Origin of the sequence: Bradyrhizobium sp. LTSP857 (genome assembly GCF_000938285.1) — a bacterium.
Classification (GTDB): Bacteria; Pseudomonadota; Alphaproteobacteria; order Rhizobiales; family Xanthobacteraceae; genus Bradyrhizobium.
In genome coordinates this window covers 1-23,957 of sequence record NZ_JYMS01000026.1, presented here as the reverse complement: position 1 = coordinate 23,957, position 23,957 = coordinate 1, and the positions used below count along the sequence as shown (strand labels likewise).

Genomic DNA, 23,957 nt, shown 5'->3' with positions numbered 1-23,957 from the left:
GTCATGTGTCAAAAGTTCAGCTCTTCATCGACGGCGAATGGTGCGACAGTCTGTCCGGGAAGACGATCCCGGTCGTGAACCCGGCGACCGAAGAGAGGATCGGTGAGGTCGCCCATGCTCAACGCGAGGACCTTGAACTTGCGGTGAACGCCGCGGCGCGCGGCTTCAAGGTCTGGCGCAAGATGTCGCCGCTTGATCGCTCCGGTATCTTGCGCAAAGCTGGGGACCTGCTGCGTCAACGCGTTGATCCAATTGCGATCATGATGACTCTCGAACAAGGAAAACCCGTTGCCGAAGCGAAGATAGAGATTCAGGGCTGCGCCGATTTCCTCGATTGGTTCGCTGAAGAAGGCCGCCGCACTTATGGGCGCATGATTCCGGCGCGCGGCGAGGGCGTCTACAATCTCGTGATCAAGGAACCGGTCGGGCCGATTGCGGCGTTCACCCCATGGAATTTCCCTATGAGTCAGGCGGTGCGCAAGCTTGGCGCAGCGCTCTCAGCAGGTTGTTCGATGGTGATCAAGCCGCCGGAAGAAACCCCGTCGTCTCCGGCAGAGTTGATTCGCGCGCTGGCCGACGCCGGCCTACCGAAAGGCGTCGTCAATCTGGTTTACGGCGTGCCGTCGGAGATTTCGGACTACCTGATTTCACACCCAGTGATCCGCAAGGTCTCGTTCACAGGATCGACCCCGGTCGGCAAACAGCTTGCGTCGAAGGCCGGTGCGCACATGAAGCGGATAACCATGGAGCTTGGCGGACACGCGCCCGCGATCGTGTTCAACGACGCCGATGTGAAATTCGCAGCGACGGTGCTGGCGGGCGGAAAGTACCGCAACGCTGGTCAGGTTTGCATCGCACCCACGCGCTTCCTGATCCAGGACGGCGTCTATGACCAGTTTGTCGATGAGTTCGTTGCAAAGGCCAAGGCGCTCAAGATGGGGAATGGTCTTGAAGAAGGCGTGACCATCGGGCCGCTCGCAAACGATCGTCGTCAGGCGGCGATCGGGACTCTTGTCGACGATGCGCTCAAGAATGGCGCCAGGGCAATGACCGGCGGCAAGCGAAGCGAGAACAAGGGCTATTTCTTCGAGCCAACCGTGCTCGCCGACGTGCCGAAGACCGCGCGCGCCATGAATGAAGAACCGTTCGGTCCGGTGGCTTTGATGTCTCGTTTCAAGGATTTCGATGAAGTAATGACGGAAGCCAACCGTTTGCCATATGGCCTCGCGTCCTATGCTTATACGCGTTCAGTAAAGACCTCGACCGCACTGGCGGCCGGCATCGAAAGCGGCATGCTATCGATCAATCACTATGGATTGGCATTGCCCGAGTTGCCGTTCGGCGGCGTCAAGGACTCAGGCTACGGCTCCGAAGGCGGGCTTGAAGCGGTGGAGGCCTACCTCGCGACCAAATTCGTGTCGCAGGGCAGCCCGGCGTCGTAACAATCATCCGGACCGATCGGTCCGGAGTTGTTTTAAAGATCCTTCTCGCGGGAGGTTTTTTTACATCCGCACGCAAGCCGTTTAAATATAGAATTTTCGGCTTCGCGATATGCCCGGCATATCGCTCCTTCAGAAACGCGCTATTGCTCGCCCATAATCTAGAATGAATACAAACGCAACATTGCTCGCGAGCGATTTCGCTGGTGCCAATCAGCGAGGCGTCGAGCCGCCGTGAAAAAATTGACTGGAGGAAAATGACCCAATGCAGGAATACAACGCGGGGAAGGTGACGGATTACAGCGACGGGGACCGCAAGGTGATCGTTTGCGGTGATATGGAGGTTGGCGCGTCTTCAAATCAATGGAGAATCTACGTCTGGCACAACCGATGCACCCATCGCGCGGGACCTATCCGTCAGAACCATCTTAACAGTGTTATGTTCCTCAGAGCTTGCGACTGACGCGCAGCATCAGCATCAACGCCCTTGCGAGAGCTGCTCGGGCCTCGTTGCGGATTACTTGTTCCGCGGCAAAGCGGAGGCAACCATTGTCGGGCGGGCGGAGATTTGCTGATAGCACACGCCTCCCTCGCGATCAGTCGTGGCCGTGATCCGCTTAGGGGGAGTGTCGGCAAAAGCTCCCGACAAAGCCTCCGGCAGCCATTTCGATATCGATGCCAAAGCCGATACCGAGATGGATGGCTTCCGCAACAGCCGCAACGCCGACGAAGTTGATCAATTGGTTGCAGGCCTTGGTAGCCTGCCAGACCCGACGGGCCCCATATGGGTCAGGCGGTTCGCGTAGCTCTTGATCGCCGGACGGGCACGTTCGAGATCCTGGGCTTCTCCACCGGCCATCGCCGCCAGCGTACCGGCACGTGCGGATTCCCGGGCGCAGCCCGCATTCGTCAGCCGGCGAGCGGCTGGTTCCTCTTGCCCGGGAGACGCGGCGGTTATGCTGTTCCGACGGCGTCGTTTCTCTACGATACGCTTCTGACGAATACGTGGGGGCGCCGTGCTGTTCTTCGGCAAGCATTCGCCGGGTAAAAAACTGGGCTTCGCGACGAGCTTCGCTTAGCTCGGCTCTCCCTTCGGCACGCTGCTCGCCAATGCCGTTGTACTTGGACTGATTAGTTCGATGACAGACCAGCAATTTCTCTCCTAGGGATGGCGCGTTCCGTTCTTGCTGAGCGCAACGCACCGCGGTGGTGGCCGCCCAACAGGTCATCGATGTGCTGGAAGGACGGCGGCCGGAATGGCTCGTCAACCCGTCAGTCTGGGTCCATCGCCGTTAGGAGCGCGAAAATCTGGGAGCAGCGCATATTCAAAACCCGGCGAAGGCCTTGTGGGCGTGGGACAGTCAGCCCACTTGGGCCACCGCCTAACCGCACTACATGCACAGGAACGAGCGCGCCTCAGGTGTTCGCCCAATCTTCGAATGTCATCTTTAGCTGATCGACGAACGCCCGAACGAGGCGCTTAGGCGTTCGGGCCTTCTGGTAAACGGCATACGCCTCGACAATGACTCTCGGCTGGAGTGGCCGAACCTCTAGTTTGTAGCGTTCTCCGAACATGCTTGTGAAAGAATCGACCAACGCCACTCCCAAGCCGCTTTCTGCAAGCAGGCATGCGGTATTGCTGTAGCGTACCTCGATCGCGCGATGCATCGCCCCGTTTTCGAAGAAGTCTCGTTGCAGAAGGAGACCGAGACGAGCGCCGGGCTCATAACCGATGACGGGGTGGGGCTCTAGCATCTTTAGTGAGATCTCGCTTTTTGCCGCGAGGGGATGGTCGGACGGAAAGGCGCAGACCATCTGGCCCGCTCCGACGAGTTCGAAGTCAAGTCCTGGTCGGGCATAGGGCTCTAACGATAAGCCGACGTCTGCGAAGCCACTTTCAATGCCCTCGATAACGCCCTCAGTGCGGCGGACGTCGAAGGTGAAGTGCACCTCTGGACGGGCGCTGATGAATTTTCGAAGGGCGGTCGGAACGATCGCATTCGCGATCGGCGGCGTGGCGAGAAGTCGAAGCGAACCCACGCGAGTATCGCGTACACTTGCCAGCTTTCGTGAGAACGAGCGAACCATCGAGAATATCGGGTCGCTGTCCTGGAATATCTCCAAGGCTTCCGGCGTTGGGACCAGCCTGTTCCCGATCCGCTCGAAAAGTTGAAATCCAAGCTGAGCCTCCATGTGTTTGATGGAGTTGCTGACAGTTGGTTGCGAAAGGCCCAAGCCCTGCGCTGCGGCGACCGTCGTCTGGCACCGCATGACTTCTCTGAAAATTTCGAGCTGCCGCAAATTTAGCATGAAGGCCGCCTGACGGGTTCGGACCCAAGTATAACCAAACCCTATAGTGAAGCGCCACATTTTTTAGAGAAGCTATTGCTTGGCCCCGCTAAAGGCCGCCTAACTCAACGAAAGGAAGGGACCCGTCATGAACAGAATAATTGCCGCCGCTGGCCTGACTTTCTTGCTTGTCCAAGGCGCTTCCGCACAATCCACGTTGAAAACGGCGGTTGATGGCACGTTCGCGCCTCACGCTATGCCGAAACTGTCAGGTGGAGTGGAGGGTTTCAATATCGACCTCGCCGAAGCCATCGGCAAAAAGCTTGGTAAGGTCGTCACCGTCGACACCGCTCAGTTCTCCGGGCTCATCCCTGCGTTGCAAGCTGGCACCTACGACTTCATCGTCGCGCCTGTCACCGTGAACAAGGAGCGGGCGGAAAACCTGCTGTTCACCGAGGGCTACCTCAACACCGACTTCCAGTTCGTTACGAAGAAGGGAGCTCCGCAGATCACCAAGTTAGAAGATCTTCGCGGGAAGGTTATTTCGGTCAATAAAGGTTCAGCTTACGATAGCTGGGCGCGCGAGCTGGAAGAAAAAATCGGCTGGAAGGTCGAGTCCTACGGGACGCAGACGGATGCCATCCAGGCGGTCGCCACCAATCGCGCATACGCCAACGTCGCGGGCAACACCGTCATCCAGTGGGCCGCGAAGAATAACCCGCTGATTCAGCCCTCGCTCGTGCACTCCACGGGCTTGGTGTGGGCAATCGCGCTTCGCAAGGACTCCGGTGCGATGCGCAAGGACCTCGACCACGCAATCGAATGCCTCAAGGTCGAGGGCACGCTCGCCGCCCTCCACGAGAAATGGTTCGGCATCAAGCCGGCCGCCGGCGCCGTGGCGGTTACGCCCGATCCTGGATACGGGGTTCCCAACATGCCGGGCTACGAGGCGGCGAAGCACGAGTTCGTGTGCAAGTAAAGCGCATCAAAGTCCCATGAAAAAAATCGAGCCATTGCTGAGCATCAGTAACCTCTGCAAGCGCTTCGGCGATCTCGAAGTGCTCAAGAGTATCGACGTCTCGCTCTCACAAGGCGAACTGGTTTTCCTCATCGGGCCATCCGGCTCCGGAAAGAGCACGCTGCTGCGGTGCTGCAACCTCCTTGAGGAGCCGACGAGTGGCTCGATCAAGTTCGATGGTCAGGAAATCATCGATCCGTCGGTCGACATCAACGTGTTGCGCCGTCGGATGGGGATGGTCTTCCAGTCCTTCAACCTGTACCCGCATATGTCGGCCTTGGGCAACGTAACGCTCGCACTCCGCAAGGCGTTGCGAAAGTCCAAGGCCGAGGCCAACGAGATTGCAATGGCCGCGCTGGAGCGCGTAGGCCTCGCCCACAAGGCCGCCGCGCATCCCGCAGAACTTTCCGGTGGACAGCAGCAACGCGTCGCGATCGCTCGCGCCCTGGCCCTAGAGCCCAAGCTCATGCTTTTCGATGAGCCTACATCCGCGCTCGACCCAGAACTGGTTGGCAGCGTGCTGAACACCATGCGCGATATGCGCGAGGCCGGCATGACGATGCTCGTCGTTAGCCACGAGATGCGCTTCGCTCGCGAGGCGGCTGACCGGGTTGTCTTTATGGAAGGTGGCGTCGTGGTGGAGCAAGGGCCGCCAGCTCAGATTTTTAGCTCAGACGCTCAGGAACGTACGCGGGCGTTCGTGTCAGACGTGGCGCGCTGAGGGACCGGCCATGGATCGGTTCCTCGAGACGTTTTTCAATCCAACACAGATCGCCGCAACTTGGCCGGCCATTCTAAAAGGAGCCGTGATCACGGTTGAGGTGGCGTTCCTCGTCATCGTAAGCGGCCTCGCCTTGGGGTTTGGTCTGGCCGTGCTGCGCTGGCTGACCGGACGGTGGTTCTCCGTGCTACTGATGGCGTTCGTCGACCTATTCCGCTCGGTCCCGCCGCTTGTCCTTGTGCTCCTGGTATACTTCGGCCTGCCCAATATCGGCATTGAGTTTTCCAGCTTTGCCGTCCTCTGGCTCGTCCTAACTCTCGTTTTGACGGCATTCGTGGAAGAAATCATCTGGGCGGGACTGATCTCCGTGAAAAGAGGTCAGCGAGAGGCCGCCCGATCTACCGGACTGACGGAAGTACAGGCTCTCAGCTACGTCGTCTTCCCGCAGGCGCTTCGCTTATCCATTCCTCCGTTGACCAACCGCACGATTGCCATCACCAAGAACACCGCCCTCGGTACCGTCATCGGCGTGCCGGAGATCATCAATCAGGCGACCACAGCCGTATCATTTTCCGGCAACGCGACACCATTGATGATGGGTGCCTTCGCTTACCTGCTCCTCTTCATTCCGGTGATCGGATTCGGCCGGTGGGTCGAAGGGCGCTTCGCCTGGAGGCGCCACTAATGGAAACTCTCGTCCAACAGTTTTTCAACGTCGACATTATTCTGAAATCCCTGCCGCTCGTGCTTCAGGGATTAAAGACGACGCTTCTCATTTGCCTGATCGTCGTTCCGATGGGGCTGCTGGGGGGCATCCTGGTCGCCGTCGCGAGCCTTTCGAAAAGCAAGGTTGTGCGCCGGAGCCTCGCCGGTTTCGTGGATTTGCTGCGAGCGTTGCCGCCGCTGGTCCTGCTGATCCTCATTTACTCCGGCCTCCCATTTCTGGGTCTCCGGCTGTCACCGCTGGCTGCTGTGACGATCGCCTTCTTTCTCAACAATGCGGCCTACTATGGCGAGATCGTCCGCGCCGGCATCGAAAGCGTTCCGGCGGGCCAGTGGGAAGCTGCTCGCTCGACCGGTCTACGAGCCGACCAAACGTTCATCTGGGTGGTGCTGCCGCAAGGCCTCCGGAACGTTTTGCCCGACCTCATTTCTAACACCGTAGAGGTGGTGAAGCTCACTTCGCTCGCCAGCGTAGTCTCGCTACAGGAAATGCTCTACTCGGCCGATATGGCCCGTTCCTTGACGTTCAATACGTCTCCGCTCGTCCTCGCGGCCGCAATCTATTTCATCATGCTGTGGCCGATCGTGAGGTTGGTGAGCAAGCTCGAACACAGCGCGGCGAGATGAGCAGTGATCAATGCGGAGATAGCCATGCGTAAGGTAGTCGTCGGAGCGGCACAGATGGGGCCGAACCAGAAGACGGACACTCGCGAGGCCATTGTCACTCGGATGGTCGCTCTGCTCGATCAGGCAACAGACGGCGGTGCCGATCTGGTCGTCTATCCAGAGCTGGCTCTCACGACTTTCTTTCCGCGGTGGTACCACGAGGACAGGGCCGCGGCGGACGGTTGGTTCGAGACAGAAGTGCCCAATGCTGCGACGCAGCCGCTTTTTGATCGGGGCAAGGAGCGGAACGTCGCGATCTCGTTCGGGTATGCCGAGAAGACGCCTGAAGGGCGGCACTTCAATACGAGCATTCTCGTCGACAAGGACGGTACGATTGTAGGCAAGTACCGGAAGGTGCACTTGCCGGGCCACGTGGAATACGAACCGGAGTCGTCGCACCAGCGCCTGGAGAAGCGTTACTTCGAGCCTGGCGATATCGGATTCCCGGCTTGGCGCACCATGGGCGGCATCTTTGGGATGGCCATTTGCAATGACCGCCGGTGGCCTGAAACCTATCGGGTTCTTGGCCTTCAGGCGGTTGAAATGGTGCTAATCGGCTACAACACCCCTTCGCAGAACCAGCGTCCCGGCACAGAGGGAGCGGACAAGCGGCTGTTCCATCATCGGCTTAGCGTTCAGGCGGGGGCCTACCAGAACTCGACCTGGGCCGTCGCTGTGGCGAAGGCCGGCGTCGAGGATGGGCACCACCTTATCGGCGGCACACTAATCGTAAATCCGCACGGGGAAATCGTCGCTGAGGCGAAGACGGAACGTGATGAGCTGCTCATCCACGAATGCGATCTCGATGAGACCGCTTTCGGCAAGGCGACGATCTTCGATTTTGGCCGTCACCGGCGAGTCGAGCATTACGGCCTCATCGCAAGCCAAGGCCCCGCCATACCTCCGCCGGAAGCGGCCGAAAGCGAGAGCGTGCTCGATCGGTCGTTCGATGAATTGAAACACGGCTACTCGCATACGCTAGGAGTTTAGGGCCATGGCCAAGCGCGGTAGGATCCTCGTCATCAACCCCAATTCCAACGAGACGGTGACCGAAGGGTTGCGGCAGACGCTGGCGCCGCTCGCCTTCACAGAGGGGCCGGAGATCCTCTGTGAGACGCTGCGCGAGGGCCCGGCCGGCATCGAGACGCAGGAGCATGTGGAGAGCGTAGCTCTGCCGCTACGCCGCCGGATCGAGTCCGCCAACGACGTCGATGCCTTCGTCATCGCCTGCTATTCGGATCCCGGCCTCCATGTCGCACGCGAGGGCACGCAGAGCCTTGTCTTCGGTATCGCCGAATGCGGCGTACTAACGGCACTGACGCGAGCCGATCGCTTCGGCGTCATCGCGATCAAGTCGCGTTCGATTCCGCGCCATATCCGCTATCTACGTCAGATGGGGATGATGGACCGATTGGCGGGCGAGCGGCCGCTCGAAATGTCCGTAGCAGAGAGTGCCTCGGGCGAAGGCACGCTCCACCGCATGATCGCGGTCGGGCGCGACTTGCGCGACGAAGACCGCGCCGGCGCCATCGTGATGGGCTGTGCCGGCATGGCGCGCCACCGTCGGCCACTAGAGGATGCGCTCGGGATCCCGGTGATCGACCCGACCCAGGCTGCCGTCGCGATGGCGATCGGCACGCTCGCCGCTCGTTGAAGGAGGAAAACCCTATGGGCTACGACCTAGTTATTCGCGGTGGTACCGTCGGCACTGCCACGGGAGTTTTCAAGGCTGACGTAGCGATCGCCGACGGAAAGATCGCTGCGATAGGCGTTGACCTACCAGCTGGCGAGCGCGAAGTCTCAGCCCATGGCAAATACGTTCTGCCCGGTGGCATCGATACGCATTCGCATGTCGAGCAGGTTTCGGCCGGCGGATTGCTGAACGCTGACACGTTTGAGAGCGCCACGACTTCTGCGGCCTTCGGCGGCAACACGACGCTGATTTCCTTCGCGGCCCAGCACCGGGGTCTCGACCTGCGCAAAGTCGTGTCTGACTATTCAGTGCTCGCGGAGCGTGGAGCGCTGATCGACTACGCCTTCCATCTGATTGTCGCTAACCCGGATCGGAAGACGATCGAGACTGATCTGCCTGCCCTGATCTCTGAGGGCCATGCGTCCATCAAGATCTTCATGACCTATGACCTCATGAAGATCGATGATGAACCTCTGCTTGACCTGTTGCTGACCGCCCGACGGAACCGAGCCCTGGTCTGCGTGCACGCCGAGAACCACGGGATGATTTCGTGGATGGGTAAGAAGCTCGTCGAGAAGGGGTATGTGCATCCCAAGTATCATTCGATCAGCCATCCGCGGGGGTCGGAGCCGGAAGCATTCAATCGGCTGATCGCCGCCGCGGAGCTCCTCGATCAGCCCATCATGATCTTCCACGTCGCCACGGCCGAAGGCGTCAAGGTTATTCGCGACGCTCGTGACCGCGGCCTCAAGGTCTTCGCGGAAACCTGCCCTCAGTACCTCTTTATGACGAAGGAGGACTTGGACAAGCCCGGCATGGAGGGTGCGAAGTGGATGTGCTCGCCTCCGCCGCGCGAGGCGAGCGATCAGCAGTCCTTGTGGCAAGCTCTCGCGCTTGGCGATATCCAGGCGATCTCGTCAGATCACGCGCCATATCGCTTCGACGAGAGTGGCAAACTGTCCGCGGGACCAAGCCCTAACTTTAAGCAGATTGCGAACGGTCTGCCCGGTCTTGAGACGCGCCTGCCGCTCATGTTCGACGCGCTCGTTTCGAAGGGACGCCCTGAATTCGCTGGACGCGGGCTCGAGGCGTTCGTGCAACTGACCGCGACAGCGCCGGCGGCGATCTACAATCTGCCGGGCAAAGGCGCGATCCTGCCAGGTTACGATGCCGACATGGCGATCTGGGATCCGGAGAAAACCGTGACGATCACCCACGAGGCGATGCATGACCGAACTGGATTCACGCCCTTCGAAGGCTTCGTGGTCAAGGGATGGCCCGAGCGCGTGTTTCGCCGCGGGGATGAGATCATCGCTGACGGAGCATGCAAGGCCTCTCCGGGGTCCGGCCGCTGGTTGGCGCGGACGGGCGGCATCGCAGCGGAGCCTAGGGGTGTGTTGGTCGCCGAGATGGATCCAGAACGGAATTTCGGCGCGACACTCCTGTGACCGAGCTCATAGATTGGGAGATCTGCGTGTCACCTGGTCAAGTTCAGGGAAACAAGTAAGTCGAGGTTTAACCAGTGGATGAAGTCGCCCAGGAACTCATCGGGCTGCTCGGTGAGGCGAACGTGCTCGTCGCGAAGCAGGATCAGGCACCCTTTCTGACCGATTGGCTCGGCAAATATCGCGGCACCGCGCGTGCTGTGGTTCGCCCGGGCTCGACGGACGAGGTATCGGCCGTGATGCGGGCCTGCGCGGCGCGACGGGTACCGGTGGTGCCTCAGGGTGGCAACACGAGCATGTCTGGAGGAGCAACGCCTGACAACTCTGGACAGGCGGTTGTTATCTCACTTCAACGGTTGAATCGCGTCAGGAACGTCGATCCGGTCGGAAACACCATTTCAGTGGACGCCGGAGTAGTGTTGGCCAAGGTCCAGCAGATCGCACAGGACGCGGGACGCTTTTTCCCTCTTAGCCTCGGCGCCGAAGGCAGTTGCACAATAGGCGGCAATCTCGCCGCCAATGCCGGCGGCGTGGCAGTTCTGCGTTACGGCACGATGCGTGAGCTGACCCTCGGCCTGGAAGTCGTTCTTCCGGATGGTCGGATTTGGGATGGGCTCACTGCGCTACGCAAGGACAACACCGGCTACGCTCTACGCGATCTATTCATCGGTTCAGAAGGCACACTAGGGATCATCACAGGCGCGGTCCTGAAACTGTTCGCTCGACCGCTGGCTCGGGCGACCGCGTTCGCTGCGGTTGAGGATGCGAACGCAGCCGTGACCTTGCTTGGAGCGATCCGCGACCGGTGCGGTGACAGGTTGACGGCGTTCGAGTTCATGACAGGCGAATGCTTGGCCCTCATTCTCCGACATATCCATGACGCCCGGCTGCCGCTGGCTGCAATGCCGCAAGCCGCCGTTCTAATCGAGCTCTCAGATCAGAACGATGAAATCGCGCTTCGCGAACGGTTAGAATCGGGGCTGATGGAATGCGTGGAACAGGGCTTGGTTCTTGACGCTGCGATCGCGCAGGACGGCACCCAGGCTAAAGCCTTTTGGCGAATTCGCGAAGGCGTGTCCGAAGCATTGGTACGAGAAGGCAAGGCTGCCAAGCACGACGTCTCGATGCCGGTCTCCTCTATCGCGGACTTCGTGATCGCCGCTGACGCCGCCGTTGGCGCGTCCGCACCGGGCGCACGCCCGATTGTGTTCGGGCATCTCGGCGACGGGAACCTCCACTACAACGTCCTTCCCGCTCCGGGCCAATCCGACGCCGACTTTGCAGCGCTGGTGCCCGACCTCACCCGCGCCGTCCACGACGAGATCGGCCAACGCCGCGGATCGATCAGCGCGGAGCATGGCATCGGGCAGCTGAGAGTTTCCGAGATGCCGATACGCAAAGCGCCGATTGAACTCGAACTGATGCGTCAGCTGAAAGGCCTGCTCGATCCGGCTGGCCTGCTCAACCCGGGCAAGCTTCTGCCCCTATCTAACGATTGAGGATTATCATGGCTTTGCTAAATGAAAAGGCGACCGGCGTATACGTGATCGCCGTCACACCATTCAGCGACTCAGGCGCTCTCGATCTCGAAAGCACCGATCGTGTCGTGGACTTCTACCTTGAGAAGGGTGCGACCGGTCTCACTGTGCTTGGCATGATGGGAGAGGCTCCGAAACTGACGGCGGAGGAGTCTCGGACGTTCGTTCGTCGGGTTCTTGCGCGCGTGACCGGTCGAGTTCCGGTCGTCGTCGGTGTCTCCGCCCCGGGCTTCGCCGCAATGCGGGAGCTGACCGAAAGTGTGATGGGAGACGGGGCCGCAGGCGTCATGATTGCTCCGCCCTCCACCTTGCGCATAGATGATCAGATCCTCGCGTATTACGCTCAGGCGGCCGAGGCCGTCGGGTCCAAGACCCCGTTCGTCCTGCAGGATTTCCCCCTGTCGACGCAGGTCCAAATCACCCCCTCGGTGATCCTCAAGATTGTATCCGCACACTCCAATTGCGTTATGCTCAAGCACGAGGACTGGCCGGGCCTGGCAAAGATCACCGCGCTCCGAGCGGCGAGTGACCAGGGCGATCGTCGGATCTCCATTCTTGTCGGCAACGGCGGCATCTTCCTCCCGGAGGAACTGACGCGGGGTGCCGACGGCGCCATGACGGGTTTCGCCTATCCGGAGATGATGGTCGACGTTTGGAAAGCGCACGCTGCCGGCAACGTTAAGCGGGCGCATGACCTATTCGATGCCTACCTCCCGCTCGCACGTTATGAGCAGCAGCCGGGCTTCGGCCTCGCCATCCGCAAGTATATCCTAGCGAAACGTGGGGCGATCGCATCCGGTGCTCTACGAAAGCCCGGTGGTACGCTGTCGAAACTCGATATCGCAGACATTGAACAGCTCATCACGCGGCAGGAACGGCGTCTCAAAGAGGTTGGCTGACGTAGCCGACGCGCAGCTCGAGCACCTCGATGGTCTTGGGATCGCGCACCGCGACGATCCTGCCGCGTTTGACTTTCTCCACCTTCTTCTTCGCGAGCCATTCGTTGGCCCATTGCGCGAAAGGCCGTGCGGCCGCCTGCCTGTGCTTGTCGAGCTGCTTCTCGGTGCTCGGGTCTTTGCCTTCCTTGAGCAGATCTTTGGCTTTGTCGCGCTCGCGCCGCGCGTCTGCGAGCGAGAACGTGCCATCCTTGCCGTTGCCGTAGGGGCCGATGGAGTAGGTCTTTTACGGCTGTGGAAGCGGTAGCCCATCCGCCAGAGCTTGGATGCAGCGTTGCCAGGCCTGCTTTTGTCCGGCGTGACGTAGAGGTAGAGACCGCCGCTGGTCACGTCGGAAATCTTGGCGGGGCTCCACGCGCCCTTGTCGAATTTCGGTCGGGCGGCGCGGCAGTCGACGTCGGTCCTGATCTGCTTGGGGTTGGTACGCGCGCCATCGTTCTTGCGGGCCATCTGCTCAATTCCCTTCGTTCGGAATAGCGAAAGTCGCCGTGAACGCTTGTTCTCCCGATACCAACAAAAATACCAACAAATCGGACGGCTGGGATCGGATGAGAACAAACGGTGACGAACACCGATGTACGCGGAAGTGCCTATTTTCAAGGGCTTCCGAGCATTGCGCGGACGGTTGCGAACGCTTTGGAACGGGCTTGAACAGCCTAGTTGGTGCCCCTGGCCGGAATCGAACCGACGAAAGAAAGGTCCATTTTCCCAGTCATTGGCGCGTCACTAAAAGTAGCCGCGGCACGACGTCATGCGAGGCGGCCCCGCTTGGTCGCCAGGCTTGCTCCGACTCCGGCCCAACGCATTGGGCCTCCGAAGATCCCAATGCCTCAGCGAGCCCTGTTCTCGTAGAGTCACGCCGCAACGAAATCGCAACGAATTGGGTGAAACCAACGTGAACAAAGCGTGCCGGAAACGCCTGCCATAGCAATAAGAATCAATAACTTAGAAGATATTCACTGTGCTCGGGACGTGAGTGCTGCAGGATTGGATCTGTTGATGCAGTTAGCTCGCCTCGTGCGGATCGGCCCGTGCGCTCGAGTTGAGATGCGTTGGCAGATGATCGCCGGGATGCGTAGTCTCTCACATGGTATTTGAAACTCCTGGGCGGAGGGACGGCTCTTTGTCCCGGTTTGCCATCGTCCGCGCGTGGCTCGGCGCGGTCACTGCGGCGGTGCGGCTTTTCCTGAGGAGAGTACACAGGACGCTGTACGGATCGCGCACGACCCTCGCGTTCATCACCATCATCTTGGTGACGTTCCTAGCCGCGCCGCAGGCGGAAGAACTGGCCCTGGCCCGCGCCGAATCTCCGCTAGCGCAGATCCGGATGCTGATCGCCATAATCTGGTTTTCGGCGACGATCTGGCACTGTTCCGACCGGAAATGCAGGTCCCGGCCTATTCTGCTGGCGGGCCGCCTCGCCGCGTTCCGCCGATCGGCGATGCCGGCGCTGCTCGCGGTCGGCTTCGCTGGCGTGATAGCGGTCTTCGAAGTTCGGGCGATGCACATGGCGGCGACGTTGCCGCATGATCCGATTCGTCTTTATCCGATCATCGAGATGCAATCCTTGGGCGTCCTGATCTTTCCGGCGGCTCTCCGCTCCGTCGAAGCGCGGGCTCGCCGCCATCTATGGTGCATCGGGCATGCGCTCGTCCGGACCTTGCGAAGCCGGTCGTTGTTCGGCGTCGTCGGCCTCGCCCTGTTCGTATGGGCTTTCTCCGCACCGATCGGCTTCGCGTGGACCGTCGGACCCGAAGCGACGCTGCTGTTCGCCGCGTCGTGCTGGCTGATCGCGATCACCTACGCCCAGCTTTGCTGGCGCCGCGCGTGGGCTGCAATCCCGTTGGTTTCAATCGGGATGGCAACGGTGGTGAGTCTCTGGGTGGACTCCCATTCCATCCGATGTACCGATTGCGGCGCCAAGTCGTTTCCCGAAGTACGCGCGACGCCGTCGGAAAACGTCGAGGAGGATGACCGCAGGGCGAGTCTGCGCGGGCCGGCACCGCTTACGAACAAGCTCTATGCTTACGAGTTCCTGAACCAGGTCGACGAACAGCGACCCATCATTCTCGTGTCGGCCGCGGGAGGCGGTCTGAGGGCGGCGTATTGGACAGCCACGATTCTGGGCGACCTCCAGGATCGGTTTCCCTCGTTTGACCGGCACACGTTCATGATCAGCGGCGTGTCCGGCGGCTCTCTCGGAGCAGGCGTGTATCGGGCTCTTCTTCAGCACGCGCGACTTGGCAAGCTGGTCGAGTGCCGAAACCGTGCGGGAGAGACGATCACGGGCTATCGACTGTGCGGGCAAGCCATCCTGGATCACGACTTTACGGGTCCGGTGCTGGCCGCACTTCTCTTCCGCGACCTTCTGCCCCTGCCTTGGGTACCGGACCGATCGGCCGTTCTGGAGGAAGCATGGGAGACCGCGTGGCGGAACACGATGCTCGATGCCGGAGAAGGACTCTCCCGACGGTTCGATCGGATCGACGCGAACTCCCGCTTTCCTGTACTCGTTCTTAACGGAGTCTCCGCGTTGACTGGGCAGCGGATAGTCGCCGCCGGCCTTACCGAAAACGAGCAACTGCTGAACGTCGCGAAGGTCCGGCCGCTGCCTCTGTCGGCCGCGATCGGGATCAGCACGCGTTTTCCGTTCATCGAGCCGGCGGGCTCCGTGTACGACAGGACCGGCCGCTTCTACGACGCCGTCGTGGACGGCGGGTACGTCGAGAACTTTGGATCGAACTCGGCGCTGGAGGTACTCCGCGAGATCGGCGATCTTATTCAGGACGACCGTGAACCCCATCCTCCCGGCACCCGACGATTCATTCGGACCCCTGTTTTCGTGCAGGTCAGCAGCGATCCTACATTGGATGACGGATCGAATCTTCTCTTCAGCGACGGTCTCAGTTCGATCTCGGCATTGCCGATCGGCTCAGCAGGTTCGCCGGGCAAGGTGCCCAATCTGAAGCAGATCTGGTTGCCCTTTTTCGCGCTCCTGCGTGGCCAGTCGACGCAGAGCACCTTCACGGCGAGCCTCGTATCCACCTACGTGGCCTCCATCAACGGAGTGTTCAGTCACTTCCGTCTTGCCGACCGCTACGCTCATGCGCCGGTCCTCGGATGGACGCTATCGAAACGATCGCAAGTTCAGATCGACGGCGAGCGCATGCTGATGGGTGGCCGGATAATCGCGCGTCTGCAGCGGCTCCTTTCGGCTCCTGACCGTGCCCCTATTGTGCCCCAGCTTTTCTGGGGCACATCTCCGGGGAATTAATTCGTTAAATCATTGATTGCAAAGGATTAATGGTGGGCGCACAAGGGATCGAACCTTGGACCTCTCCCGTGTGAAGGGAACGCTCTCCCGCTGAGCTATGCACCCGGGACCATCATGCAGGCGGCCGGACTTTTCGGCAGGCTGGCACATTGGAGATCGCGATTTAGAAGTGCGGGCCAAAGCTGTCAAGTTTTCAGGCGCCCTGAGGCCTGAAAACCTTCTGTCACTGACGAATTCGGCGGCGAGGCCGGATTTCGGCCCGCTTACGCACCCTGCTGGCGGGCGCGGGAGGCATGGGCCTGGAGCGCGCGGATGCGCTCGGCGAGCGTTCCGCCGCCCTCGGGGAGGCTGGCTGCCGCCGCTCCATTTGTCGCGGCGTCATTGGCCGGGCGCGGCGCCGGCCTTGGGGGCTGGCCCGCCTCGGCTGCAAGCAGTGCCTCGATCGGCGAGTTCGGGCCCTCGAGCTGCATTGCGAGCTTGGCCACTTCGGCGGCGATGTCGTTGATGCGCTCGCGCAGCAGCGCGTTCTCCATGCGCTCGGTTGCCCAGGAGCTCTCCGCCTGCTGCTGGATCGCATTGATGTCGCGTTGGAGCTTTGCGCGCTCGTCGCGCGCGGTGCGGAGCTGGTCCTCCAGCGCGGTCTTCTCCGTGCGCAGCGCTTCGACCGCGGCCGATGACTTGCCGCCGCTCAGCGCTGCGATCTCGACGCGCAGCTCCTTGATGGTGCGATCAGAGCCCTCATTGGTCTGGCGGAGCTGGTTGTTCTCGTACTCGCGCTCGGTGAGCAGCTTGCCCTGGGTGGCGAGGCGCCCTTCGAGGTCGGTGACGCGGCCCGACAGCATCTCGGCCTCTTTCACCTGCACGATCAGCTGGCGATCGAGCTCGGTGACGCGCTGGCTCAGATTTTCGACACGGCCGCGCGCATCGCCAAGCTCGCGCGAGGCGGTCTCGGATTCCGAGCGCTCCTGCGTCAGCCGCGCCTGCGTCGCGGAAAATTCCTTCTCGGCGTCGCCGACGCGATTCTTCAACTCCTCGATCTGCGCGCGCACCGCGACCAGCTCGACCTGGCGGCTCTCCGCCATCAACGAGCGGTCGGACAGCTCGGAATTGATTTTTGCGAGCTCGCCCTGCTTGGCGCTCAGCGCAATCTCGGCCTCGCGCAAGGATGCGGTCTTGGTGTTGAATTCCTCTTCGGTGGCGCGGAGCTGCTCCTTCACCGCCTTCTCGCGCGCCTCCAGCGCGAAGATCGTGGCGTTCTTCTCGCCGAGCTCGATCTTCATGCGGTTGATGGCGTCGCTCTTCTTGCCGAGCTCGGCAAGCTGGCTCGTGGTCTTGTTCTTGAGCTGGTCGACGCTCATCTCGAGCCGCCGTGCCGACATGGCGAATTCGGCGCGGAGCTGGTCCTTGTCGGCCTGGATCTCGGCCATCGACAGCGGGGTCGCCGCCTCGAGCCGGCGCGTGGTCAGGCGCACCGCGCGGTTATGCACCAGCGGCACGATCGCAAGCCCGCACAGCATCGAGAGCAGGAAACCGATCGCCAGGTACATGATCGGTTCGACCATCGGCCAAAACTCCGAAAGCTAAGGAAAAATTTACCAACAACAATGCATGGCGGGCCGGCAAAAAGCCAGCCCCGCCCTGTTGTTAACGTGAATCCGGAACCGGATCGGAGGAGGGGACCCTAGAGCATGATCCGGAAAAGTGCGCAGCGGTTTTCCGGAAAGATCATGCTCAAACAACAATCTAAAGCGCGATCGCGCTTTAGAACGGGTTCCAGGTCGCTCGCGGCGTGTATTTGAGGTAGCCGATATTGGCTCCGAGCCGCAGGCCGAGGCCTGAGCGGATCGGCACCAGCACGATGTTGTTGGACGTGAGCGCCGTCATGCCGAAACCGCCGATGATGTAGGCCGAGCCGTCGATGCCGGCGAAGCGCTGGTAGATCGCGTTGGTGGCAGGCAAATTATAGACCAGCGTCATGGTGCGCGCGCCATCGCCGCCCCAGTCGAAGCCGAGCGACGGCCCCTGCCAATAGACGCGCAGGTCGCCGGCGTTCTTGGTGTAGAGCGTGCCTTCGCCATAGCGCAGGCCGGCGACGAAGGCGCCGGAGCCTTCCTCGCCCAGGATATAGCCGTTCGGCAGGCCCCATTGGCTGACCGCCTTCTCGATGATCGAGGCGAGCCCGCGCGAGACATTGCCGAAGAAGTGGTGGCCGGCGTTGACGAGCTCGTCCGGCCCATAGGTGTTGGGCGACGGGGTCCGCTGCGGCGGCGGCAGGTTGGGCGGCGGCGCCGCCGTCTGGGCGGAGGCCGGCACGATCCAGCCAGCCAGCGCTACAAGCGCCACTGCGGCAAGGCGTGATGCGAAAGTCATAAAGAACCCCTGGTATCGAATCCGGTCGCTTCCTTAACCTGATGCCAACAGGCACGGCTCTAGGTTGCGCCGGATGTCCCCTCGACTCGGATGTTATCCGCAGCAACTATGACGGCACAACGGCAGGAAGATAGCCCTTTGCGCCCCGGAATTGCCTTGATCGGCCGCCTGGTCTGTCTGCTGGCGGGCATTTGGATTGCCTGCTCGGGTTTGCCTGCACTGGCGGCCACCACCGAGCGGATCGTCATCAATCGCTTCAGCGGTGTGGCCATCGAAGGCTTCGACCCCGTGGCCTATTTCGTCGATGGCGGCGCCATGCAGGGGACAGCCCAGTTTGAGGCGAACCTCTGGGGCGCGGTCTGGCGCTTTCGCAACGAGGGCAACCAGGCGTCCTTCCTGGCCCATCCCGAGGTCTACGGGCCGCAATTCGGCGGCTACGACCCGGCCGATATCGCCCGCGGCGTGGTTGTCGCCGGCAATCCCCGCTTCTTCGTGATCTCGGCGCAGCGGCTCTATCTGTTCAGCCGGGAAGACAACCGCGACGCCTTCGCCGCCAATCCGGAACGCTTCCTCTATGAAGTGGGCAAGCGCTGGCCGGCGCTTCAGGACAAGCTCGGTCAGTAAGACCCTATCGCCTCCGGGTCGCCCCAGGCGATGAACTCCGGAACGATGAAGCCGGTATCGCGAAGCTCGCCGAATCTGAGCTCGCCACCTTTGCCGTCGGTAACCCTGCCTCCAGCTGCCGTCACGATGGCGCAGCCGGCGCCGACGTCCCATTCACAGGTTGGTCCGAAGCGGGGATAGATGTCGGCACTGCCCTCCGCGATCCGGCCGAACTTCACGGCTGAACCGCAGGTCTTTCGTATGGCATTGGGCCGACCGTCGATGAACGCCTCGCTCTTGTTGTCGCCGTGCGAGCGGCTCACGGCTGCGATCCAGGGGTCGCCCTGCTTGGGCAGCCTGCGCGTCTGGATCTGCGCGGCGGCGCCGATGGTCGGGCCGTCCAGGGTCACGCGCTCGGCGCCACGGCCGACGATGCCGCGCCAGAGCAGCCCGAGCGCGGGCGCGCTGACAATGCCGAGCAGTGGCACGCCCTGGGTCACCAGGGCGAGGTTGACGGTGAACTCGTCGCGGCCGGCGACGAACTCCTTGGTGCCGTCAAGCGGATCGATCAGGAAGAAACTGTCGTGAAACGGCGGCGAGGCGAGCTGGCACCGCTCCTCCGAGAGCGACGGCACGTCGCCCGCAAGCCGGGCCAGGCCGTCTGCGATGATTCGGTCGGCGGCGAGGTCGGCCTCGGTGACCGGCGAGCCGTCCTGCTTGCCGTCGACCCGCATCGCCGCGCGGTTGACCGCGAGGATCGCCTCGCCCGCCTGCACCACCAGCGCGGTGAGTGGCGCCATCAACCGGGATGCAGCCTCGCCGTCGATGATCCTCACCTGCATGCCTCATTCATCGGCAAATCTCGTTTCTCTCAGTTGATTCGCCCCGATTGATTCGACTGGACCTTTATGGCCGCTTCGAACCTATCGCAAGCTAGCTGCCACGGGCTGGCGAATGTTAGAACCCGCAGCATCCGTCGAGCATGCGTGATTCGCCGCGTCCGCACCGTGCAATTCCAGGAACCCTTTATGTCTGACGCTCCGTCACCCGGTACCGCTTCCGCTCCCGATATGCTCGAACTCGCGGCACTCCTGTGCTCGCGGGTCTGCCATGATCTCATCAGCCCGGTCGGCGCCATCGTCAATGGGCTCGAGGTGCTTGACGACGATCCCAAGCCCGAGGACCGCGAATTCGCGCTCGATCTGATTCGCAAGAGCGCCAAGACGGCCTCCGCCCGCTTGCAGTTCTGCCGTCTCGCCTTCGGCGCAGCCGGCTCCGCCGGCGCCCAGATCGACCTCGGTGACGCGCAGACCATGGCGCGCGGTCAAATCGAGGACGGCAAATGCACGATCACGTGGAATTTGCCGCGGCTGCTGCTGCCGAAGAATCGCGTCAAGCTGCTGCTCAATATGCTGATCGTCTCCCAGCATACGATCCCGCGCGGCGGCACGCTGACGGTCGATCCGATCGGTGAGGGCGAAACCATGAGCTTCCGCATCACTGCGGCAGGCCACAATGCGCGCTTGCCGCAGAATATTGCCGAGCTCCTGAGCGGCGAGCGCGGCCCGGCTGCGGATGCACACGCGATCCAGCCTTACTATACGCGGCTGCTGGCGCTGGCCTGCGGACTGACCGTGACGCTCAAGCCCGAAGGCGAAGCCATCATCATTACCGCTTCGTAAACGCGCCGTCGTCCTCAGACAGTTAACCGATTCTTTACAAGGCGCTTCGGCTTGTCCGGAGCGCCTTATCTCTTTGTTGGTTCCGTTCTTTTGCACATACTCAACCATTATTAAACGCTTTGCGGTGAAGCTGGCCCCATTCTGAATGGCGCATCACACACGGTGCGTGCCCTCTCTGTATGAAGGCCTGTTTTCATGGATGATCTGTTGCGGGAGTTTTTGACGGAGACCAGCGAGAGCCTGGACACCGTCGACAATCAGCTGGTGAAGTTCGAGCAGGATCCGAACAACGCCAAGATCCTGGATAACATCTTCCGCCTGGTCCACACCATCAAGGGTACGTGCGGCTTCCTCGGGCTGCCGCGGCTTGAAGCGCTGGCGCATGCCGGCGAGACGCTGATGAGCAAATTCCGTGACGGCATGCCGGTGACGGCCGGCGCGGTGACGGTGATCCTGGCCTCGATCGACCGCATCAAGGAAATCCTGGCCGGGCTGGAAGCGACCGAAGCCGAGCCCGAAGGCACCGACCGCGATCTCATCGACAAGCTGGAAGCGATGGTCGAGCAGGGCACGGCGGCAATGGCCGCGTCCGCTGCTGCGGCTCCCGTCGCTGAAGCCCCGCCGCTGGTGCCGGAAGCCCCGGTTGCTGCTGCGCCCGCACCCGCACCTGCAAAAGAAATGACCCAAGGCGCGCTGATCGACCAGACCCTGGAGCGTCCGCTGCGTCCGGGCGAAGTGTCGCTCGACGATCTCGAGCGCGCCTTCCGCGAGACCGCAATCGAAGCGCCGGCGCCTGTTGCCAAGGCTGAACCCGCACCCGCCGCTGAAGCCCCGGCGCCTGTCGCCAAAGAGGCAAAACCGGCCAAGGAAAAGGTCGCGCCGAAGAAGTCGATGGCTGAAGAGGGCGCCTCCGAAGGCGACCGCATCGCCAACCAGTCGATCCGCGTCAACGTGGATACGCTGGAGCACCTGATGACCATGGTCTCCGAGCTGGTGCTGACCCGCAACCAGCTGCTCGAGATCTCCCGCCGCAACGAGGACACCGAGTTCAAGGTGCCGTTGCAGCGGCTGTCCAACGTCACCGCCGAGCTGCAGGAAGGCGTCATGAAGACGCGCATGCAGCCGATCGGCAACGCCTGGCAGAAGCTGCCCCGTATCGTCCGCGATCTCTCGAGCGAACTCGGCAAGCAGATCGAGCTGGAGATGCACGGCGCCGACACCGAGCTCGACCGCCAGGTGCTCGACCTGATCAAGGACCCGCTCACCCACATGGTGCGCAACTCCGCCGATCATGGCCTTGAGACCCCGGCCGAGCGCCTCGCGGGCGGCAAGGGCGAGCAGGGCACCATCCGGCTGTCCGCCTATCACGAGGGCGGCCACATCATCATCTGCATCGCCGACAACGGCCGCGGGCTGAACACCGACAAGATCAAGGCCAAGGCGATCTCCTCCGGTCTCGCCACCGAGGCTGAGCTCGAGAAGATGTCGGAAGCCCAGATCCACAAGTTCATCTTCGCGCCGGGCTTCTCGACCGCGGCCGCCATCACCTCGGTCTCCGGCCGTGGCGTCGGCATGGACGTGGTCCGCACCAATATCGACCAGATCGGCGGCACCATCGACATCAAGTCGGTGGCCGGTGAAGGCTCCTCCGTCACCATCAAGATCCCGCTGACGCTCGCGATTGTCTCCGCCCTGATCGTGGAAGCCGCCGGCGACCGTTTTGCGATTCCCCAGCTCGCGGTCGTCGAGCTGGTCCGTGCCCGCGCCAACTCCGAGCATCGCATCGAGCGCATCAAGGACACCGCGGTCCTTAGGCTCCGCAACAAGCTGTTGCCGCTGATCCACCTCAAGAAGCTGCTCAAGATCGACGACGGCGCGGCCTCCGATCCCGAGAACGGCTTCATCGTGGTGACGCAAGTCGGCAGCCAGACCTTTGGCATCGTGGTCGACGGCGTGTTCCACACCGAAGAAATCGTGGTCAAGCCGATGTCGACCAAGCTGCGCCACATCGACATGTTCTCGGGCAATACGATCCTGGGCGATGGCGCGGTCATCATGATCATCGACCCCAACGGCATTGCCAAGGCGCTCGGCGCCTCCGGCTCCTCGGCCCAAGGCATGGCTGATGAAGCCGCCGCGCATCATTCGAGCTCCGGCGAGCAGACCACCTCGCTGCTGGTGTTCCGCGCCGGCTCCAGCCAGCCCAAGGCGGTCCCGCTCGGGCTCGTCACACGCCTGGAAGAGCTGCCCGCGGACAAGATCGAGTTCAGTAACGGCCGCTACATGGTGCAGTACCGCGAGCAGCTGATGCCGCTCGTCGCCATGGAGAGCGTCACCATCGCCTCGCAGGGCGCCCAGCCGATCCTGGTGTTCTCCGATGACGGCCGCTCCATGGGCCTCGTCGTCGACGAGATCATCGACATCGTCGAGGAACGGCTCAACATCGAGGTCGGCGGCTCCAGCCAGGGCATTCTGGGCTCGGCCGTGATCAAGGGCCAGGCCACCGAAGTGATCGACGTCGGCCACTTCCTGCCGATGGCGTTCTCCGACTGGTTCACCCGCAAGGAGATGAAGCCGTCGCTGCACTCGCAGTCGGTGCTGCTGGTCGACGACAGCGCGTTCTTCCGCAACATGCTGGCGCCGGTGCTGAAGGCCGCGGGCTACCGCGTCCGCACCGCGCCGACCGCGCAGGAGGGCCTGGCCGCGCTGCGCGCGCAGACCTTCGACGTGGTCCTGACCGACATCGAGATGCCCGATATGAACGGGTTCGAGTTCGCCGAAGTGATCCGCTCCGACAGCAATCTGGGCTCGATGCCGATCATCGGCCTGTCGGCGCTGGTGTCGCCGGCGGCGATCGAGCGCGGCCGTCAGGCCGGCTTCCACGACTATGTCGCCAAGTTCGACCGTCCCGGCCTGATCGCGGCGCTGAAGGAACAGACCGCGGGTGCCGCCGGCGCCTCCGAGCTGAGCCGGGCGGCGGCGTGAGAGCATGATCCGGAAAAGTGTGAAGCGGTTTTCCCTCGCGACAAACGCGGAACGCGTTTGTGCGGAGATCATGCTCAAACAAAGAGTCACGGATCAGGAGACGCAAAGATGAGCAAGAAGATGCAGACGGGCGAAGGCGCCATGGTCGAATACGTCACCGCGATGATCGGTGGCCAGCTGTTCGGCCTGCCGATCTCCCGGGTCCAGGACGTGTTCATGCCGGAGCGCGTCACCCGCGTTCCCTTGTCCTCGCGCGAGATCGCGGGCGTGTTGAACCTGCGCGGCCGCATCGTCACCGTGGTCGACATGCGCGCCCGGCTCGGCCTGCCCAAGCCCGAGGACGGCAAGGTGCCGATGGCGGTCGGCGTTGATCTCCGCGGTGAATCCTATGGCCTGCTGATCGACCAGATCGGCGAGGTCCTGCGTCTGTCCGAGGACGGCAAGGAAGAAAACCCCGTCAACCTCGACCCCCGCATGGCCAAGCTCGCCGGCGGTGTCCACCGCCTCGACGGCCAGCTCATGGTCGTCCTCGACGTCGATCGCGTGCTCGAACTC

General features: G+C 62.0%; 21 protein-coding genes and 1 tRNA gene. 16 read left to right on the top strand and 6 right to left on the bottom strand.

What is annotated here, in order from left to right; all coding sequences use genetic code 11:
- Positions 1–5 precede the first annotated feature (5 nt).
- Positions 6–1,442: an NAD-dependent succinate-semialdehyde dehydrogenase gene (locus tag UP06_RS14280; protein WP_045003272.1), complete on the top strand. Its 1,437-nt coding sequence runs from the start codon at positions 6–8 to the stop codon at positions 1,440–1,442.
- 599 nt (positions 1,443–2,041) lie between these two features.
- Complete coding sequence (locus UP06_RS41495) at positions 2,042–2,245, top strand: hypothetical protein (protein ID WP_197087299.1); 204 nt, start codon at positions 2,042–2,044, stop codon at positions 2,243–2,245.
- A gap of 610 nt (positions 2,246–2,855) precedes the next feature.
- Here UP06_RS41495 and UP06_RS14265 read toward each other — a convergent pair.
- The gene (locus UP06_RS14265; RefSeq protein WP_045004132.1) at positions 2,856–3,749 is read right to left on the bottom strand and encodes a LysR family transcriptional regulator; all 894 of its coding nucleotides are present in this window, start codon (positions 3,747–3,749) and stop codon (positions 2,856–2,858) included.
- Positions 3,750–3,876: 127 nt separating this feature from the next.
- Here UP06_RS14265 and UP06_RS14260 point away from each other — a divergent pair, with 127 nt between their 5' ends.
- The 9 genes from UP06_RS14260 (at position 3,877) to UP06_RS14220 (ending at position 12,431) form a co-directional block, all read left to right on the top strand.
- Positions 3,877–4,707, top strand: a complete 831-nt coding sequence (locus UP06_RS14260) for a transporter substrate-binding domain-containing protein (protein WP_045003266.1) — start codon at positions 3,877–3,879, stop codon at positions 4,705–4,707.
- 16 nt (positions 4,708–4,723) lie between these two features.
- Positions 4,724–5,467: an amino acid ABC transporter ATP-binding protein gene (locus UP06_RS14255; protein WP_045003265.1), complete on the top strand. Its 744-nt coding sequence runs from the start codon at positions 4,724–4,726 to the stop codon at positions 5,465–5,467.
- 10 nt (positions 5,468–5,477) lie between these two features.
- Complete coding sequence (locus UP06_RS14250) at positions 5,478–6,152, top strand: amino acid ABC transporter permease (protein ID WP_045003260.1); 675 nt, start codon at positions 5,478–5,480, stop codon at positions 6,150–6,152.
- The gene (locus tag UP06_RS14245; protein WP_045003258.1) at positions 6,152–6,817 is read left to right on the top strand and encodes an amino acid ABC transporter permease; all 666 of its coding nucleotides are present in this window, start codon (positions 6,152–6,154) and stop codon (positions 6,815–6,817) included. Before UP06_RS14250 ends, UP06_RS14245 begins: the two co-directional genes overlap by 1 nt.
- A 24-nt stretch (positions 6,818–6,841) precedes the next feature.
- Positions 6,842–7,846, top strand: a complete 1,005-nt coding sequence (locus UP06_RS14240) for an N-carbamoyl-D-amino-acid hydrolase (RefSeq protein WP_082081455.1) — start codon at positions 6,842–6,844, stop codon at positions 7,844–7,846.
- A gap of 4 nt (positions 7,847–7,850) precedes the next feature.
- Positions 7,851–8,510, top strand: a complete 660-nt coding sequence (locus UP06_RS42065) for an aspartate/glutamate racemase family protein (protein WP_045003256.1) — start codon at positions 7,851–7,853, stop codon at positions 8,508–8,510.
- 14 nt (positions 8,511–8,524) lie between these two features.
- Positions 8,525–9,997 carry a dihydropyrimidinase gene (hydA, locus tag UP06_RS14230; RefSeq protein ID WP_045003254.1) on the top strand — a complete coding sequence of 491 codons (1,473 nt, stop codon included), beginning with the start codon at positions 8,525–8,527 and terminating at the stop codon, positions 9,995–9,997.
- A 74-nt stretch (positions 9,998–10,071) separates the two neighbouring features.
- A complete protein-coding gene (locus UP06_RS14225; RefSeq protein ID WP_045003252.1) occupies positions 10,072–11,493 on the top strand; it encodes an FAD-binding oxidoreductase in 1,422 nt (473 codons plus the stop codon).
- An 8-nt stretch (positions 11,494–11,501) separates the two neighbouring features.
- Positions 11,502–12,431 (top strand): dihydrodipicolinate synthase family protein, encoded by a 930-nt coding sequence (locus UP06_RS14220; protein WP_045003251.1) that lies wholly within the window; start codon positions 11,502–11,504, stop codon positions 12,429–12,431.
- Here UP06_RS14220 and UP06_RS42655 read toward each other — a convergent pair.
- Positions 12,415–12,702 carry an integrase arm-type DNA-binding domain-containing protein gene (locus UP06_RS42655; RefSeq protein ID WP_502691561.1) on the bottom strand — a complete coding sequence of 96 codons (288 nt, stop codon included), beginning with the start codon at positions 12,700–12,702 and terminating at the stop codon, positions 12,415–12,417. The two genes, UP06_RS14220 and UP06_RS42655, sit on opposite strands and share 17 nt — an antisense overlap.
- Before the next feature lie 909 nt (positions 12,703–13,611).
- Here UP06_RS42655 and UP06_RS14210 point away from each other — a divergent pair.
- Entirely contained in the window at positions 13,612–15,762 is a 2,151-nt protein-coding gene (locus UP06_RS14210) for a patatin-like phospholipase domain-containing protein (RefSeq protein ID WP_156162969.1), read from the top strand.
- A 30-nt stretch (positions 15,763–15,792) separates the two neighbouring features.
- On the opposite strand, the gene UP06_RS14205 is transcribed toward UP06_RS14210, so the two are convergent.
- The 3 genes from UP06_RS14205 to UP06_RS14195 form a co-directional block, all read right to left on the bottom strand.
- Positions 15,793–15,867 (bottom strand) — tRNA-Val (locus UP06_RS14205).
- A gap of 158 nt (positions 15,868–16,025) precedes the next feature.
- Positions 16,026–17,324, bottom strand: a complete 1,299-nt coding sequence (locus tag UP06_RS14200) for a coiled-coil domain-containing protein (RefSeq protein ID WP_045003248.1) — start codon at positions 17,322–17,324, stop codon at positions 16,026–16,028.
- A 199-nt stretch (positions 17,325–17,523) separates the two neighbouring features.
- Entirely contained in the window at positions 17,524–18,132 is a 609-nt protein-coding gene (locus tag UP06_RS14195; RefSeq protein WP_045003247.1) for a DUF1134 domain-containing protein, read from the bottom strand.
- A gap of 138 nt (positions 18,133–18,270) precedes the next feature.
- Here UP06_RS14195 and UP06_RS14190 point away from each other — a divergent pair, with 138 nt between their 5' ends.
- Entirely contained in the window at positions 18,271–18,756 is a 486-nt protein-coding gene (locus UP06_RS14190) for a YHS domain-containing (seleno)protein (protein WP_045003246.1), read from the top strand.
- Here the strand turns inward: UP06_RS14190 and UP06_RS14185 are convergent.
- A complete protein-coding gene (locus UP06_RS14185; protein WP_045003244.1) occupies positions 18,750–19,577 on the bottom strand; it encodes a 3'(2'),5'-bisphosphate nucleotidase CysQ family protein in 828 nt (275 codons plus the stop codon). The genes UP06_RS14190 and UP06_RS14185 overlap by 7 nt on opposite strands.
- A gap of 186 nt (positions 19,578–19,763) precedes the next feature.
- Here UP06_RS14185 and chpT point away from each other — a divergent pair, with 186 nt between their 5' ends.
- The 3 genes from chpT to UP06_RS14170 form a co-directional block, all read left to right on the top strand.
- Positions 19,764–20,417 (top strand): histidine phosphotransferase ChpT, encoded by a 654-nt coding sequence (gene chpT / locus UP06_RS14180; protein WP_045003242.1) that lies wholly within the window; start codon positions 19,764–19,766, stop codon positions 20,415–20,417.
- 195 nt (positions 20,418–20,612) lie between these two features.
- Complete coding sequence (locus UP06_RS14175) at positions 20,613–23,402, top strand: hybrid sensor histidine kinase/response regulator (RefSeq protein ID WP_045003241.1); 2,790 nt, start codon at positions 20,613–20,615, stop codon at positions 23,400–23,402.
- Positions 23,403–23,510: 108 nt separating this feature from the next.
- Positions 23,511–23,957, top strand: a 447-nt coding sequence (locus UP06_RS14170; RefSeq protein WP_045003240.1) for a chemotaxis protein CheW, incomplete at its 3' end; no start/stop codon positions are given.